Annotated in this window: 16 protein-coding genes; 11 read left to right on the top strand and 5 right to left on the bottom strand. The window is 41.6% G+C overall.

Translation table 11 applies throughout. From position 1 onward, the window contains the following. Nucleotides 1-87 precede the first annotated feature (87 nt). Nucleotides 88-888, bottom strand: coding sequence for a response regulator (locus tag AC6JA8_RS09585; RefSeq protein WP_497976866.1), 801 nt, complete (start codon nt 886-888; stop codon nt 88-90). 78 nt (nt 889-966) lie between these two features. On the opposite strand from AC6JA8_RS09585, the gene AC6JA8_RS09580 reads away from it, so the two are divergent. Both AC6JA8_RS09580 and AC6JA8_RS09575 read left to right on the top strand, forming a co-directional pair. Beyond that, a complete protein-coding gene (locus tag AC6JA8_RS09580; RefSeq protein WP_497976865.1) occupies nt 967-1,956 on the top strand; it encodes a tyrosine-type recombinase/integrase in 990 nt (329 codons plus the stop codon). A 93-nt stretch (nt 1,957-2,049) separates the two neighbouring features. Beyond that, on the top strand, nt 2,050-3,774 hold the full coding sequence (locus AC6JA8_RS09575) for a hypothetical protein (protein ID WP_497976864.1): 1,725 nt from the start codon (nt 2,050-2,052) through the stop codon (nt 3,772-3,774). Here the strand turns inward: AC6JA8_RS09575 and AC6JA8_RS09570 are convergent, their stop codons facing one another. Next, a complete protein-coding gene (locus tag AC6JA8_RS09570; protein ID WP_497976863.1) occupies nt 3,775-4,458 on the bottom strand; it encodes a hypothetical protein in 684 nt (227 codons plus the stop codon). Nucleotides 4,459-4,513: 55 nt separating this feature from the next. On the opposite strand from AC6JA8_RS09570, the gene AC6JA8_RS09565 reads away from it, so the two are divergent. The 9 genes from AC6JA8_RS09565 (at nt 4,514) to AC6JA8_RS09525 (ending at nt 12,669) form a co-directional block, all read left to right on the top strand. After that, entirely contained in the window at nt 4,514-5,284 is a 771-nt protein-coding gene (locus AC6JA8_RS09565) for a tRNA (5-methylaminomethyl-2-thiouridine)(34)-methyltransferase MnmD (RefSeq protein WP_497976862.1), read from the top strand. A 43-nt stretch (nt 5,285-5,327) separates the two neighbouring features. Then, nucleotides 5,328-6,671: an HD-GYP domain-containing protein gene (locus AC6JA8_RS09560; protein ID WP_497976861.1), complete on the top strand. Its 1,344-nt coding sequence runs from the start codon at nt 5,328-5,330 to the stop codon at nt 6,669-6,671. 78 nt (nt 6,672-6,749) lie between these two features. Further along, nucleotides 6,750-7,595 carry an alpha/beta fold hydrolase gene (locus AC6JA8_RS09555; RefSeq protein WP_497976860.1) on the top strand — a complete coding sequence of 282 codons (846 nt, stop codon included), beginning with the start codon at nt 6,750-6,752 and terminating at the stop codon, nt 7,593-7,595. Continuing rightward, the gene (locus AC6JA8_RS09550; protein ID WP_497976859.1) at nt 7,589-8,419 is read left to right on the top strand and encodes a helix-turn-helix transcriptional regulator; all 831 of its coding nucleotides are present in this window, start codon (nt 7,589-7,591) and stop codon (nt 8,417-8,419) included. The genes AC6JA8_RS09555 and AC6JA8_RS09550 overlap by 7 nt, the downstream gene beginning before the upstream one ends. Beyond that, nucleotides 8,412-9,329, top strand: coding sequence for a hypothetical protein (locus AC6JA8_RS09545; protein WP_497976858.1), 918 nt, complete (start codon nt 8,412-8,414; stop codon nt 9,327-9,329). Before AC6JA8_RS09550 ends, AC6JA8_RS09545 begins: the two co-directional genes overlap by 8 nt. A gap of 83 nt (nt 9,330-9,412) precedes the next feature. Continuing rightward, a complete protein-coding gene (locus tag AC6JA8_RS09540) occupies nt 9,413-10,192 on the top strand; it encodes a class I SAM-dependent methyltransferase (protein ID WP_497976857.1) in 780 nt (259 codons plus the stop codon). 24 nt (nt 10,193-10,216) lie between these two features. Beyond that, a complete protein-coding gene (locus AC6JA8_RS09535; protein WP_497976856.1) occupies nt 10,217-10,978 on the top strand; it encodes a hypothetical protein in 762 nt (253 codons plus the stop codon). A gap of 96 nt (nt 10,979-11,074) precedes the next feature. Next, complete coding sequence (locus AC6JA8_RS09530; protein ID WP_497976855.1) at nt 11,075-11,695, top strand: ATP-binding protein; 621 nt, start codon at nt 11,075-11,077, stop codon at nt 11,693-11,695. A 17-nt stretch (nt 11,696-11,712) separates the two neighbouring features. Further along, on the top strand, nt 11,713-12,669 hold the full coding sequence (locus tag AC6JA8_RS09525; RefSeq protein ID WP_497976854.1) for an NAD(P)H-dependent flavin oxidoreductase: 957 nt from the start codon (nt 11,713-11,715) through the stop codon (nt 12,667-12,669). On the opposite strand, the gene htpX is transcribed toward AC6JA8_RS09525, so the two are convergent. The 3 genes from htpX to AC6JA8_RS09510 form a co-directional block, all read right to left on the bottom strand. Beyond that, complete coding sequence (gene htpX / locus AC6JA8_RS09520; RefSeq protein ID WP_497976853.1) at nt 12,666-13,583, bottom strand: protease HtpX; 918 nt, start codon at nt 13,581-13,583, stop codon at nt 12,666-12,668. The genes AC6JA8_RS09525 and htpX overlap by 4 nt on opposite strands. Before the next feature lie 172 nt (nt 13,584-13,755). After that, entirely contained in the window at nt 13,756-14,484 is a 729-nt protein-coding gene (locus AC6JA8_RS09515) for an alpha/beta fold hydrolase (protein ID WP_497976852.1), read from the bottom strand. Nucleotide 14,485: 1 nt separating this feature from the next. Further along, complete coding sequence (locus AC6JA8_RS09510) at nt 14,486-15,472, bottom strand: DUF2817 domain-containing protein (RefSeq protein WP_497976851.1); 987 nt, start codon at nt 15,470-15,472, stop codon at nt 14,486-14,488.

Genomic DNA, 15,472 nt, shown 5'->3' with positions numbered 1-15,472 from the left:
AAACCGTCTACCCGATAATGGAAGTTATCGGGTAGAGCCCCAAAGCCAAGTGACCAGAAGCACAAATGTGCGGTCCTGACAGGTCTCTTAGCCTCGCTTTAAATGCTTATCTAAGGCATATGTAATTTTATCTTCAAATTCGTTAAAATCAAACGGTTTGATAATGTGGTCTTTTACACCATATCGAAGCAACGTCATAATATCATCCACATCATCACGGCCGGTAATAACCACGGTTAAAGCAGATTTCGTGCGCGGACTAATGGCGCTGGTTTTGATGAATTCAATCAAATCGATGCACGTTCCATCGTCTAGGTTCCAGTCCAATAAGAGCATATCGTAGTCTTTATCGACCAGGTTGATTTTGGCCTCTTGAATGCCTTTACACAGGTCGTATTTAGCATGTTCCAGTTCGCCCAAATGCATGGAAATCAGCTCTAAAATCTCAGGGCTGTTATCCAGGACCATGACGTTAAAATCTTTGGGAATAACTGGCGTTAGTTTTTTATAGATCGCTTTTTTTAAATGACAGCTGACTTCATTAAAACTCGTCATCAGGTCAAAAATATAATCGACACCAAGTTCGAGGAATTTACTATTCACTTTTTTAAGGTTTGAGGTACATACCGACAAAACGGCCTTTTTATAGCGCTGACTTTTTTTCAATTTATCGACTAAATCTACAGCTGAACATTCTTTAAAAGTTTCTTCGATAACAAAACAATCAATTTTAGGCAGGCGAGCGATAGATTTCAAAAAATCATCGAAGTTTTTACCAATAACAAAGTTAACTTTAGGGGAGATCTCCCCTAGCCTTTGGCTAAAATTCATTGCTTCCATGGGGTCATTAAAGCAAAGAGCGATGTTGATATCTTGAGTATGCGGCATAACTCTCTCCTACTGACAATTTTGCCTATTTTAAAATTTCTTTATAAACATATCGACTGGAATATAATTAAGTTAACTATGAACGTTCCAGCGAAAAAAAATAATGGTTCTCTTAAGCTTTACCAAAGTGAATCTTCATTCAACTTTGAATTGGAGTACGAATTCTTCAACAATTTTGAATCGCCTCACACCCGCAAATCTTACCGTCTGGATATCACTCAATTTTTTGAATTTTTAAGAGACAATTTTAAAGATGTTAGCGGCTATCAAGACATCAAACGCGTGCATGTTGTGGCCTTCAGAAACTGGCTGACTGACAACAATTTGGCACCCAAAACAATTAATCGCAAGATAGCGGCGAACTCAAGTTTTTTCGATTTCCTGATTGAAAAGAACATGATTCAGTTTAACCCGTGTTCTTCAATCAAGCGCCCGCGCCAGGAAGTGATCCAGCCGACAAACGACTTAAGCGATGATGAAATCGGAACTCTCCTATCACTGGTTGATGATTTAAAAGGTCCGGGGCTTTTACACAAAGCCGTGATCTACACACTTTTTACGACCGGAATTCGTAAAGCGGAATTAATCAATTTAAGACGCAAAAATTTCTACACAAAAGACTCTCATTACATTATCGAAGTCCGCGCCAAAGGTGGAAAACAACTCACTAAGGTTGTGCACCCAAAATGCGCTGAAATTATCCTTGAATACATTTCTTTTCTGGAGAGTTCAGGTGAAGCCGTTCACCCGGAAGACTGGATTTTTAGACCTTCTAAAAACCCATTAGAGCCAGAACACATTATTAAGCCACTCAATCCAAAGTCTGTGGATTACATCATCAAAACATGGTGTAAAAAGGCCGGAATCAATCACCGCATTTCTCCTCACTCGGCCAGAGCAAGCTATATTGGATCGGCCCTGGATGCGGGAGTTGACCTGTATAAAGTTTCAAAAGATGTGGGCCATGCTTCTGTCAGAACGACTGAAGAATATAACAAAAGACGCCAAAAACTCTCTGAAAGTCCGGTGTTTGGACTGGGATTTATGAAAGGTAAAAAAGAATCCTAGAAAGTGCCATCATTAATGGGCAGCTCCCATTGAATTTCCCCCTAAAAATACAGTTTTTACAGGAATAGCCGATAGGTTTGGTACAATAACCCCATGGGGACTATGAAAGTATCAATTCTTCTGGCATTCACTCTCCTGAGCTCATTTGCCTTCGCCGCAGATCAAGAAAAGACTGTGCAAAAATCCGGCGTTCAAGGCGACATTGTGGTGAATGATTCTCTTCAAAAACTGCTTGATGTTCCGGGCGTAAAACCAATCTACGAAGAATGCAAAAAAAACAACCAGGCCTATTCTGAAAATATCCCGACGTGTATTTGGGATAACGTCAAAAATAAACCTGATTTAAAAAAGATGGTCATGCAGACCTATGCCGACACCAATAAAAGCGCACCAACTGACGGACGTTCTCCGGCCAGCAGTAAAACGAATATGGTAACCAGCGCGCAAGTCGCTTCAATTGACTACAGCAGCGATCCAAGTGTGCAGGCACTGAGTGAATTCTATGGGAAAAAACTCGATGAAATCCTCGACCCTGACAAAGCGCTTAGCGCTGCCGAAAAAGATAAAAACGTTATTGTAACTGTCGATCACAGAAAATTCATCGACCTTTATAAATCAGAACTCGGTAAAACCATCATCAACGCTTTTACTTCTTACTGTCTGGATACAGACCCAAAAAGCTGTGACAAAGGTTTATGTCTTCTAAGAGAGAAAATGGACGAAGTCAAAGAAGACCGAGACACCAATCTTAAATCTATTAAGAGCACGACCTTTGACCTTGCTTCCGGCACGGCCAGTTCGAGAAAATGGACGAGCTGTATTTTTAATGTGGCCCAAGTCTGTGAAGGAAATGCGGGTGACTCTGGACAGACAATCAATTCACGCTCTAAACAGCGCGCTTGTTTAATCACTGACTATGTAAAGACAGCGAGAAAAAACATCCAGATCGCCGACAAACAAAAAGAGTTCTACACTTCTTTGGAAAAAGAAGGAACCACTCAGATTGCCAGCAATATGAAAATCGTTACAGATGGTGAAAAAGCATCGTCTGACTCTATTTTAAAGATCACTAAAAAAGAAGTTGAAGACTCTTTAAAAAAACCAGATGAGGCCAACCTCGCTGAAATTGATCAGTGTATGGACGTTGAGACTAAGACCATTAAAAACGTCGAAGCTTGTAAGAAGTTTTTAAGCACCAACAAAACAGCTAATGAAGTGGCCTTTGCCGAATTGGGGATGCGCCAGCTTGCCCAGGAAGAAATGCTTACCGAAGAACTAAAAGACGATGAAAAGGTCCGCGAGTACCTGAAGGAAGAAGGATTTAAAGACGAAGAAATCCAGAAGCTGACGGCCAGTGCTGAGTCCATTGAAGAGATCAGGTCTAAGATTTTAGCGCGCTTTAAGAATGAAAAAGAGGCCATCATTGAAGAGATGAGAAAGAAAATCGAAACGAAAACATCAAGCAGTGATGGGAAAATCGACAATCAGGATATCAGTAAACTGGAAAAGATTAGAAATGACCTGGCCTCGCGAACATCAGATCTTTCAAATCTAATGCAGTTTAACAACATCGTGTCTTCTTACCTGGAAACAAACGACAAAAAGAGCGGCACAAACGAAAGAAACACGGCTTCCCTCTTTGCTGAAGCAAAAACAATGGATGGAGCCGAAGGCAAGGCCTTACAAGAGCAAATCAAGAAGGCCGATCTAAAGGAAAATAAAGGCAACAGCACCATTGACCTGAACGTTAATGAGATCAACAACAGCTTCATCAAATACAACAGTAAGTTGCAAGAGCAGCAGCAAAAAAAGAATTAATTACTTATTAAAACCAGTGAAATACTGAAAGAGCTCGGCTGCTTTATCGGTGCCTGAACAGGCCTCGTAGCCGGCGTAGACTTCATCCATTCCCAGGATTTGCCCCGGTTGAATGTTAAATTGGGTCCTGACTCTAAAAGTCTCTGCACCCACTTGGGCCATCTTGCCTTTATCCAGAGAAAAGTACTTGATCGTGTACCCATCCATCGTGTCTTTAAAGAAGTTTATCTGAACCTGATCAGTTCCTTCTGTAGCGGTGTTGCTGATAGATTGATTGTTTTGAATTTTAGTGCAAAGACGGGCCAGGAATCCTGAGTTGTTGGTTTGAATATTTGGCTCAAAGACCTGACTCGTTGATGACTTATAAATTAACCCCGAACCAGTATCTTGCAAAATACCGCTGACGGCATAAGTTTTCCTGGTCTGTGAGCAGTCTTTATAGTCCACACTAAATTTAAAAGTTCCACCCGAATAAAGAGACGAGCGGAAATTAGCACTTTTGGATTGATAGGCATAACAGATTCTTGTTGCGATTGCCCTCTGATCTGTGGTCAAATCGGCAACACTAACCATTTCTGCCGACGATGAAAACGTCGAAGCCGGGGTTCTTCCCGCTTGCCCGCCACCACATCCAGAGAGGATGAGTGCGAGTGTAGAAAATAAGTAAAGCTGTCGATTGATCATAGACTTCCTCATAAGATATCTATCGACATTTTTGACAATTAATTAATGGATGCTCATGGACTTTAAGGGAAAATTAGGAAACTACAAAATCATTGAGACTGAGGATAATACTCTGACAGTTTACTCTGAATATTTCGATGAGGCCTGCCACAATCTCTCAGGTGCCTACAACGAAACTCTCTACAACTACATTTCAGGGTGTTCTATACCTGAACAAATAACTCAAAATAAAAATGTTCACATCCTCGATGTCGGTTTTGGAATTGGCCTGGGTTTAAAAGCGCTGATTGCTACGGCCAAAGAAACCCCCTCAATAAATCTTAAGGATTTTTCTTACACGTCGATGGAACTTGATGAAGACCTCTTTCTCTGGTCAGTCCAGACAAACTTTCCAGAACTCAACTTTACTAAGTATGAAAACACTTACCAGGCCCGCATCCCTATTGCGCCTGAGCTTTATTTATCAGTAACCGTCTATATTGGTGATGGCCGAAAAACTCTTCCCCACGCCTATGAAATGGGTAAACTCCCTAGGATGACAGCGATCTTTCAGGATGCTTTTTCTCCTAAGAAAAACCCGACTCTCTGGACGGCTGAGTGGTTTGAGGACCTAAAGAAAATGTCACACCCGGAAGTCTATCTTTCCACTTATAGCTCTTCTGTCAGTATCAGAAAGACCCTTTTGGCCACAGGCTGGCAAATTGAGAATGCAAAGGGCTTCGGTCAAAAAAAGACCATGACCAAAGCGCGCCTCATTGGCACGACTGACCCGGTCCTCTCGGCAGAACTCGCCCGGTCTAAAGCACTTGAATTAAGAGACATCTAAGTTAAAATAAAAGAGAGAACTCAGTTATTTTTTAAGGATGTTTATGGCCCAGGTTATTTTAATCGAAAGCAACAAAACGATGAACGATCTTCTTTCAGTCAACCTGACGACGTATTTAGGTGTGGATCTCATTCACCGAAAAAACGCACAGGAGACTTTAAGCCTTCTGGCCATCTTGCCAAGTATTGACCTGATCATCACCAACTCACAAATCGAAGGTGAAGACACGGCCAATATCATCAACGACTACCTTATCGAAAACAATTTAGAAATCGGACTTATGACTTTAGGTGGAGCAGTGAAAAAAAGCACTGACCACACTATCGCCATTGCCAGCGATAAAGACTGGGAAAAAGTGATTCAGACTTCGGCCAAGGTTTTGGGAATCAGTGAAGAAGTCCTGGCCAAAAAAGTTGTTCCTGATTACGTTCCTGTTCCAGTTCGTTACTTTTTAAACCTTGAGACAGTTAACTGCGACGTTTTTATCCGCATAAAAAAATCGCCGACAGAATTCCAGTACGTCAAAAGAATCCATAATGGCGACTCGTTTTCTAAAGACTCTATTCAACGCTACCTGGAGCAAGGACTTGAATTCTTCCACGTTCCCAAGGACCATCATAAAAACTTCGCTATTTTTCTCTCTAACCGACTGGTAGACAAGATTGATTCCCCTCATCTGGACGAAACTCAAAAGATTCAGATCATGGGAGAGTCTTATGATATTGCCACTAAAGAGATTATGAAACTGGGCTTTAACAGCGAGACTATTCAGCTGACTGACACCATTATTGAAAATATGGTGAAGAACTTTGAGAAGTCGCCAGAGATGTCTAACCTGCTTCATAAAGTTATTAACTCTAAAACAGGGCTCCTCTACCAAAGAAGCCACATGACTTCAGTTGTGGCCTGTGAAGTGATTAAAAACTTAAAGCTGGTCGATTCCAATTCAAACGAGAAAATCGCTTTTGCTTCTTTCTTCCATGACATTATGCTGACCGACCGCGATGACCTGGCCAATATCAATTCGTTTGAAGAACTGGAAAGGGCCCATTTGAATGAATCCGACTGGGACCTGGTGTTTAACCATGCTAACGAAGCGGCGCAATTGATTAAAAATCACCCCGAAGCACCCATTGGGGCCGATGAGATCATCCGTCATCACCATGGGGCATTTAACGGAAAAGGCTTCTCTAATGCTATTGAGAAGCTCCCTGACCTCTCAAAAATATTTATTGTCGCTCACCACTTTGTTCTGGAATTGATGCGCTTTAAGGAAAACGGCGGAGAACCTAAACCTATCACGGAAGAGTTATTCAGACGTTACCCAAGCCCCGATGTGGCCATTATCATTAAGGCCCTTGAGCGCACCTTAAAAAAGAAGAAATAATTACAAAAGCCTTCCCTAAACTGATTCACAAAGGAATAATAGCCTTGGGTAATCATGCCCAAGACGGAATGTTTCCTTATGAAGAAATTTACGGCCTATGGACAGTCTATTCATTACGTTGAAAAAAATGAATCGCAGGAGCGAACTCTCCTTTTTATTCACGGGAACTCACACAGCCTCAGGTCCTTTTCCAACCAAATGGATTCCGACGAACTAAAAGATTTTCGTCTTATCTTTGTAGACCTTCCAGGTCATGGTGAGTCTTCAAAAGAAGGAACTTATAGTTTAAGACAGATCGGAATAATCATCTCAGAATTTATCCAGGCACTGGGCCTAAACAATATTATACTTATAGGACACTCCTTAGGTGGCCACGTAGCAATTAACGTATTAAAAAATTTTAATCCAGACGGACTTTTTCTTTTTGGTACGCCTCCACTGAAAAAACCTTTTGATGTTAGTGCTTTTACAGGGAATACTAATGGTGTTGCCCTTGCGTTGGAGAACCCATCTGAGGCGGAAATCGAACTTTTAATGACAGAATTAAACTATACCGGAGCTCAAAAAACTCTGGCGACAGAGGACTTTTTAAAGAGTGATCCGCGTTTTCGCACTGGTATTTTGGCTGACGTCATATCTAACATCCACGAAGACGAAATAAACTTGATCAATTCTTTTTATGGCGATGTAATGTTTTTAGTGGCAAGTAAAGAAAGCCTGATTAATAATGATTATATCCGACGCGAGTTTTCTAGTGAGTTAACAAACACTCAGATAAAAGAAATCGATGCAGGTCATTCACCTCAGATTGAAAGAGGTGTAGTGTTTAATAAAATGCTTTCGGATTTTGCTAAAAATGTTTTTGAGAAGAAGTATATTTTAAATAATGTGAATACTAAACAACACGAGAGTCAGTTATGGTAAGTAAAGAATCAAACTACAGCATCGCAGCCCTTTTTAAATCAACAAGAAAATTCCACCGTCTTCAACAGACAGAATTCTCAGCTATCCTAGGCGTTACCCAAGGAACGATTTCTAAAATTGAAGCCGCAGCTATGAGCCCGGAGCTTGGCCTTTGGTTTAGATTCCTAAGGGCCTTCAACATCCAGGACCCGTACTGTTTTACATACAGTGGCGTGGAATTCGATGAGGCAGCTTTTCAAAAGCTAAAAACTGAAGGTTCATCACTGGCCCCAGGTTTTGACTTCTCAAAAAATAACTACATCTTCAATGTAAGAAAGATTCGCCCTCTTTATGACTTCCTGATGAAAAACCACAGCAAATCATTTGAGTCGTTTTTAAAAGACAACAAAATCTCAAAAGAGATCTTCTTTATTTTAAACCACCCGCTGACAACTGAGTTTGCTGATACTTTCTTCTCTTTCCTTGAAGAAAATAAAATCAACGCTAAGTCAGTAGCTCTTCTAGACCTGAACTTCGAGCACGCGCTTGGAAGACAAATGAAAGATCTTATGGCCTTGGATTCATCTGATGGCATCTTCTCTATCATCAACAATGACAACGATAACATCCTTGAATACGAATTCGGAAACAAGGGTGAGTACTTCATCAACCTAAAAAAGAAAAACCTTCCATACGTCAAATCGCTTGAGAAGTCGGACCTGGTTATGAACTACAACTTCCTGTATCCGTACCACATCATGAAAGCGACAAAAAACGTAAAAGTTTCAGCTCCGCAAATCACGGAAGTGAAAAAAGATCAGAGATGGCAAGTTCTCTATGCTTAATGAGAACCAAGTCTTCTGGAGCAACCTTGAGAAAATAAAGGACACTCTCCTTTTAGATGATCTTGGTTTCGCCGGAAGACTAGGACTGACTTATCAGGAGTATTTAAAGTACCGCCGCGGAGTCCACTTTCTGCCTGTTGATTGTTTATATGAGCTGGCAGAAACACTCAATTTCCATTTTATGGACTTGATGCAACCTAACTTTGTGCTGAAAAATCCTTTTTCACCAGAAGTTCCTTTAGTTGATCGCTACACACTTGCGGCCCATAGCCAGACAAGACCGATTAACAATATCCTAAACTATCTTGAACTCTCTAAAGGCACGAGAGCAAAAACGAACCTCATTAGAAAATTTCAACTTGATGAAGATTTCATTACAAATGAAAAGAATAAAGCAAACATCCTTTTAATCACTGATATTGTAAAATATCTTTCAAGAACTCATGGTTTTACTGAGCAGGATTTTTTAAAGATCGGCCAGCGCATGCCTTTTCTTGCAACCAATACTATTTTGAGAGACAAGCTTTCAAATCATAAAACCGCTATGGCGACACTTGAATGTTTTGTTTATGAATGCACCAGGCTTTTTGATACAAACTGCACATACCGTATCAGCGAATTTAGTGATGAAGCTGCCGTTGTAGAAGTTGTTCCAAATAAAAGCGTTGTAGATGAATTGAAAATAATGCCTCACGAGTTAGGTAGTGAAGAAGTTTGTTTAACCCGAATGGGTAATATTTCTTCGGTTACCATGTATAAATATGGGCGAAATGCCAACATTAAGAAGGTAAGCTCTATCCATGATGGTGCCTTCTCAAACAAGTACGAGTTTGATCTAACCGCCTTTAAAAAGGTCGATCCTTCATCTTTCCCCGAAAATGTCATCCCTCTGCGTCCATTTCTTCAGTAAAATAATCCGATACTAATTGGCATTTCGCTATTACAATGGGAATATTTTCCATTCTGAAAGTTTAATATTCTTTGGAGGCATCTGTGCGATACGTACTCGAACACCAGGACGAAGCAGATCGTTTAGAGTTTCAGGCAACCATCCCTCAGTATTCTATTAAAGATGAAACTGCGACTCTCGATATCCCAAAAAATGCCAAAGTTCTCGACGCTGGTTGTGGAACAGGCGTACTTGCAAGATACGTCAAACATCAATTCCCGGATGCTGAAGTTCACGGTTTTGATTATTCTGAATTGCGTGTGAGTGAGGCCAACAAAAGAAATAAAGAAACTCACAACAAGATCACTTTTTTTCACGATAATATTGAAAAACTCGATATTCCGGAGAATTCATATGATGTCGTGGTCTCTCGTTATGTGATTGAACATCTCCCTAATCCACAGGCAGCAATAAAAGAACTCTACCGAGTGCTTAAACCTGGTGGAAAACTCTTTATCATTGATTTCGACGGCATCTTTATCAATCTTTTTTCAACCAATGCCCGCTTCAATGAGTTACTGGAACAAATTAAGTCCGGATTTAAAAGTGATTTATATGTCGGAAGAAAACTTCCTGCTTACTTTCATCAGGCCGGTTTTAAAAACATTGATTACGATGTGACGGCCGTGCAATTTAAGGGTGAAAATGCAGAGATGGAATATGAAAACAATCATAAACGCTGCCTGAATTGCCAGGTTGAGTTTGCTCGTATTTTGGGCTCAGAAAAATTAGCAGAAGAATTTGCGGCCCTTTATCTTAAAGAATCAATTAAACCAGGGAGTGTACTTTTTTATAACAAGTTCATCGTCAGCGGCATTAAATAATTAACTCTAAGGAGATACCTTATTATGTTAACAATTAACGGACTTCCCGTAGAAATTGTCATCCTTCGCTGTCCTTACATGAATCTTCAGCACCCAGAAACCCGCGATCTTTTTTCTAAAATGATGCATTTAAAATACCTGGGCTATGGCAATCGCCATAACCTTGGCTCTCTTCCACTAGATACCACTGACTATATCGCCGATCATCCGCTTATTTGTGTGCGCGAGAAATCAGGAGAGTTGATTCCTATCAGTGGATCAAAAGTGATGACTTATGAAACGTGCAAGTTCTTCAATCTGGAATTTGCGATGGAATCTTGTTTTAAAAAAGGAAATAAGCCAGAGCATCTTGATAAGCTTTATCACATTATTGATGAGGCCCATAATAAAGACCGAGTGATTGCTTACCACGGCGGATACACCATTGACCCACGTTTTGGCACAAATCCTGAGGAGCGCGAAAAAATCCGCAATCTGTTTATGGGGATTACAATGCTCTACTTTCAAGAAAACCAAATCGCTGAGCTTCTTGGCCTGGGTGTCCCTGTCTTTAAAACGGAGCATTTCTTTTACCAATGGGGCTATGAGAGATGCACTGCCAATAACCAGGAACTCTCGCCTTTCCCACTTCATTTTCTCCCTGGAGTCGATGGGGTTATGATGCATTTAAAAGAGTACTCAGAAGACATTCTGAAACTATCTGACGGATATAAATTTGTCTGGAATAGAAAGATCGAATTAGGTGAAAGAGCTCCGGGCCAATTAACAAAGAAGGCCGCGGCATAAATCATTTTTACCATAGGCAAAGATAGGTCCCCTCTTGACTCATTCGTGGTGGAATAATAGCTTGGATATTAAGACATATATGGAGCTTAATATCCAATGCTAACTTATTTACACGATATCAGAAATAAACTGACCCTGATTTCAGGCCATACTGCGCTTTTATCCAAGAAGTATGGTGAAGAGGAGTTCTACCCGATCAGAACTAACCTTGTGAGAATTTCTGAACTCATCAACGATGCCTACAGAGAGCTCCAGCAGACAAATGAGTATCCTCCTTTAATGTACACTCCTCAGGAGCTCATCCGACAGATGGATCTCCTCACAGAGACTGCCCAGCTTCTTTTTCCTCTGCAACTAAAAAACGAAACCCGCGACTACAAACCACAAAATCTCTTCCATATTGAACTTAACATCCAGCAAGTCTTTCAGGTCATCGAAAACGCTCTTGATAATTCAGTAAAAGCACAATCAACTAAGGCCATCATCAGGCTCTTAGACAATGGCACTCACTGCATTTATGAGATTGTTGATAACGGGACAGGCAAGGAGCTGCAGGATGAATACACATCAGTCAATGATGTCTCTATTATCCCGCACGGAATCGGCAAAGAGATCATGATGCAAAACATGAAGAACCTTCACGGCAAGGTTGAATGGGCGCGCCGCTTAGACCAGCCGGGAATGATCGTCAGATTGTATTTTCCTAAAAAAGTTTAATCAGCTACTCTAGATCTATGAAAAATAGAATCACTGACCTCTTTGGTATCCAATATCCTATTATCCAGGGCGGAATGGTCTGGGTCTCGGGCGCAAAACTCGCAGCGGCCGTCTCAAACGCCGGAGGATTAGGTTTAATTGGCGCGGGCTCTATGAAGCCTGATCTTCTTAAAGAACACATTTTAAAGGCCCAGGGACTCACTCAAAAACCTTTTGGCGTGAATGTCCCACTCTTGTATGAAAAAGCTCAGGAACAAATCGACTGCGCTTTGGATTTAGGAGTGAAAATCTTTTTTACTTCGGCCGGGTCACCAAAAAAGTTCACTTCTTATTTAAAACAAAAAGGCGCTATCGTTGTCCACGTGACTAGTTCACCGGAACTCGCCCTTAAATGCGCTGAGGCCGGAGTTGATGCCATTGTAGCTGAAGGCTTTGAGGCCGGAGGTCACAACGGGCGCGAAGAAATCACTACGATGACTCTCATTCCACAAGTCAGAGAAAAGATCTCCCTGCCTCTAATGGCGGCTGGAGGAATCGCTTCTGGAAGCTCTATTGCCGCTGCTATGGCCTTGGGAGCTGACGGGGTTCAGATGGGAACGCGTTTTCTTATGACCCGCGAATCAAGCGCTCATGAGAACTTTAAAAAACTTGCTCTCGAAGCTCTTCCCCATTCTACGCAAATCATGATGAGAAAAACTGTTCCCGTCAGGCTTTTACAAAATCAGTTTTCTACTGAAATTAAAACCATCGAAGAAACGTTCACCGGCGAAGAGTTAAAAAATAAACTCAACGAACACCTGGGCAAGTACCGTGCAAAAATGGGAATGCTCGATGGTGATTTAGCGGCCGGAGAGTTAGAGATTGGTCAGATTGTGAGTTTGATTAAAGACGTTCCGAGTGTGGAAGAAGTCATGAAAGAGCTGATTAGCGATTACCAAAAAACTCTCTCACGACTTCCGTTAAAACTAGATTAAACAGATCCTCTTCTTAAAGCTTCAATTCTCACTTCTAATGGAGGGTGAGTTGAAAACAACGCCATAACACCGGCCTTGCTTGAAATCTGCATAGACCTGAAGTTCGGGTCAGCTTTCCCATCGCCATTATTTCCTTCAGCGGCAAGCTGAGGGTAAGCTCTTTGAAGAGACTCAAGAGCAGCGATCATTTTTTCACGTCCAGCTAAATCCGCTCCACCTTTATCAGCACGGAATTCTCTGTAGCGAGAAAACCACGCTACGATTGGCATTGCTAAAAGACCGAAGATGATGTCAAAAACAAAAACCAGCGCCATGTTCACGAATGGATTTGGAGCTGAGTCGCGCTCGTCATCATTGTTTCCTCTTAGGGCCTGAGAAATAGCGAAGGCCGCAATTCTTGAGAAGAACATAACGAAAGCGTTCACTACACCTTGAACAAGAGTCATCGTTACCATGTCTCCGTTAGCGATGTGGGCAACCTCGTGAGCAAGAACACCTTCAACTTCAGCATCATTCATTCTGCTTAGAAGCCCGGTTGAAACTGCAACCAGAGATGAGTTTCTCGATCTACCAGTAGCAAAGGCATTTACTTCCATTGATTGATAGATACCTACTTCCGGCATTTCTGTTAAACCTGCACGGCGAGAAAGGCGGTGAACTTTCTCAACAATTCCTCTGTGTGGCCCTTCAAGTGTTACGATTTGAACACCCATAGTCCACTTTGCCATTTGTTTTGAAAGTAAAAGAGCGATAAAAGAACCACCCATACCCCAAAGAAGACAGAACGCCATAAGAGAGCCGTACTGAATTCCCCCTTGAGAGATGTAATGACCAATGCCCAGGGCTGACATGATCACGCTAATTGTGATTGAGATCGCTAAAGATACGGCCGCAAAGATGAGCCAACGTTTCATAAATTATTTTCTCCAATAAGTTTTAATGTTTATATTTTGGGAGCAATCTCTCTACTGTCAAGATTGCCAAGTCAAAAATAATAAACAATTCTTCACCCTAAAATGTAACAGGACTACTGGAAAAATCTATTAAATAAACCCGAAGGAATACTTCGCTTAAATCGTACTGAAATTATGGAATCTTCGCTAATTCCGATAAAAGCCATTGGGGGTCGTCTAGAGGCAGATCGTGGCCAGCGTCCGGGTGCACAGCTTTTGAGGCGCCTAAGAGCTTTACCAGCTCCTCCGAGCAGCTTGAGTCCACCAGTCGGTCGCCTTTTGAGTAAATCACCATGACTGGCACCTTAGGCCGTTCGGTGATTCTAAAAGTACTGGCAGCGTAAAGCTGGTTGAGGCTTGAACGGATAGAAACTGGTCTTTCACTTTGAATGCGCACAAAGAGTTTTTGGATCTCCGCTTTTTTCTGACTGTCTAATTTATTGGTTGTGAGATTGAGAATCAGCCCTTCTTTTTTCTCCACTGTTTTAGTGAGAAGAATCTCTAATAGAACTCTCCATTCTTTTAAATTAAAACGCTTCAGTGGGCCCGAGAGATTTTTTGCCGACGAATTGATAGTAAAAACCGTGCAGACTTCATCTGGATACAACAAAGACCAACGAAGAGCGATCATTCCCCCCATCGAGATCCCAATTAGAATGAGCGACTCTCCCTTGCCAACTTTCTGGCGAAGAAATTCCACATAAGAGTCCAAATCGCGAGGTGAAGTCATTTCATGAAACATTCCGGCCCCGGGAAGATCCAGAGAAAGAACCGGGATTTTTGTTTTTTCAAAAAACAGTTCAGGCAGTCCATTCCAGTGGGCGATTTCGCGAGTGAGTCCTCTTAAAAAAAGAGCGCGCATTCTACGCCTCCTCTTTTTTAGTCACCCAGGCATCCGTGTTTTGCATCAGTCTGGTAATAAATTCAATTAAGATATAGTGGCGTCTCATAGTTCTTTGAAAACGGTGTTCAACGACCGGGTTGAAAAAACCTTGTTTAGAAAAAAGCTGAATGGGATTTTTCTTAAGCCAACTCCACGACCCCATTTCCAGTGTCCATGGAATAAAAATATTTTCCGGATGAGATTTTCTCGATTCAAAAAATAAGTAATCCCACAAATCTCCGTGAGTCGTATAAGAATCGGATTGCTGCTCAATCTTATAGATATGATGTGGGTGGGTGTTTTCGTATAAGTCCACCGCGCGATCGACGATGTCTCTAAACATAAAAGGTTCTGCACTTTTGGCGTAAGGAAACCATAAACGGTCTCTTAGGCCAAAGCCCGAATGAAAATCGAGACCCATAGAAATTTTTGCAGGAAACATTTCACGTCTCACAAATTCTGAGACCGCGTAATTTTCAGCTTCAAGTTGCCCGGCAACACCTCTGTACCATGGGTACTTAGGCCCGTAACGATGGCCGCGGTACATTTTATACCAAGGTCCTTTATCAGCTTCGATCGGAGAGTTTCTCATTAAGTCGACGCCGTTGCCGTTTGAGCGGCGAAGGAGCTTCATCCCTACAGGATTAATAATGGGAATAGAAACAATCCTAAAATGTTTAAGAGACTCTCTTAAAGAAGTATCCCACTGGCATTGAGTGAAAAAACTTTTTAAAAAACCCAAAAGCACATGTGTGCCTACGCGCTCTAATCCATGGACTCCGGCAAAAAGCCCCAGAGTTGGTGCTCTTTTATCCTCTGATCCAATAACAAAAGCGTGAATGGGAAATGATTCGTTTTGATAAGTGATGGTAGTGAGAACTTCTGTCCTGACCAAATCCTGACAATCAGGAAGGCATTGCTCAACCTGTTGGATGAGCTTTGCGACTTCCTGAAGTTCTTTAAACAT

The organism is Bacteriovorax sp. HI3, from assembly GCF_059738875.1.
Note: the sequence above shows the minus strand (reverse complement) of the source record. Positions and strands in the feature narration are given on the sequence as shown.

Excerpts from the sequence above, each read along its gene's own strand:
- AC6JA8_RS09530 (WP_497976855.1), top strand. The coding sequence starts at position 11,075 with ATGCTAACTTATTTACACGATATCAGAAATAAACTGACCCTGATTTCA.
- AC6JA8_RS09550 (WP_497976859.1), top strand. The coding sequence starts at position 7,589 with ATGGTAAGTAAAGAATCAAACTACAGCATCGCAGCCCTTTTTAAATCA.
- AC6JA8_RS09510 (WP_497976851.1), bottom strand. The coding sequence starts at position 15,472 with ATGTTTAAAGAACTTCAGGAAGTCGCAAAGCTCATCCAACAGGTTGAG.
- AC6JA8_RS09570 (WP_497976863.1), bottom strand. The coding sequence starts at position 4,458 with ATGATCAATCGACAGCTTTACTTATTTTCTACACTCGCACTCATCCTC.
- AC6JA8_RS09525 (WP_497976854.1), top strand. The coding sequence starts at position 11,713 with ATGAAAAATAGAATCACTGACCTCTTTGGTATCCAATATCCTATTATC.
- AC6JA8_RS09535 (WP_497976856.1), top strand. The coding sequence starts at position 10,217 with ATGTTAACAATTAACGGACTTCCCGTAGAAATTGTCATCCTTCGCTGT.
- AC6JA8_RS09545 (WP_497976858.1), top strand. The coding sequence starts at position 8,412 with ATGCTTAATGAGAACCAAGTCTTCTGGAGCAACCTTGAGAAAATAAAG.
- AC6JA8_RS09560 (WP_497976861.1), top strand. The coding sequence starts at position 5,328 with ATGGCCCAGGTTATTTTAATCGAAAGCAACAAAACGATGAACGATCTT.
- AC6JA8_RS09575 (WP_497976864.1), top strand. The coding sequence starts at position 2,050 with ATGGGGACTATGAAAGTATCAATTCTTCTGGCATTCACTCTCCTGAGC.
- htpX (WP_497976853.1), bottom strand. The coding sequence starts at position 13,583 with ATGAAACGTTGGCTCATCTTTGCGGCCGTATCTTTAGCGATCTCAATC.
- AC6JA8_RS09585 (WP_497976866.1), bottom strand. The coding sequence starts at position 888 with ATGCCGCATACTCAAGATATCAACATCGCTCTTTGCTTTAATGACCCC.
- AC6JA8_RS09515 (WP_497976852.1), bottom strand. The coding sequence starts at position 14,484 with ATGCGCGCTCTTTTTTTAAGAGGACTCACTCGCGAAATCGCCCACTGG.
- AC6JA8_RS09580 (WP_497976865.1), top strand. The coding sequence starts at position 967 with ATGAACGTTCCAGCGAAAAAAAATAATGGTTCTCTTAAGCTTTACCAA.
- AC6JA8_RS09565 (WP_497976862.1), top strand. The coding sequence starts at position 4,514 with ATGGACTTTAAGGGAAAATTAGGAAACTACAAAATCATTGAGACTGAG.
- AC6JA8_RS09555 (WP_497976860.1), top strand. The coding sequence starts at position 6,750 with ATGAAGAAATTTACGGCCTATGGACAGTCTATTCATTACGTTGAAAAA.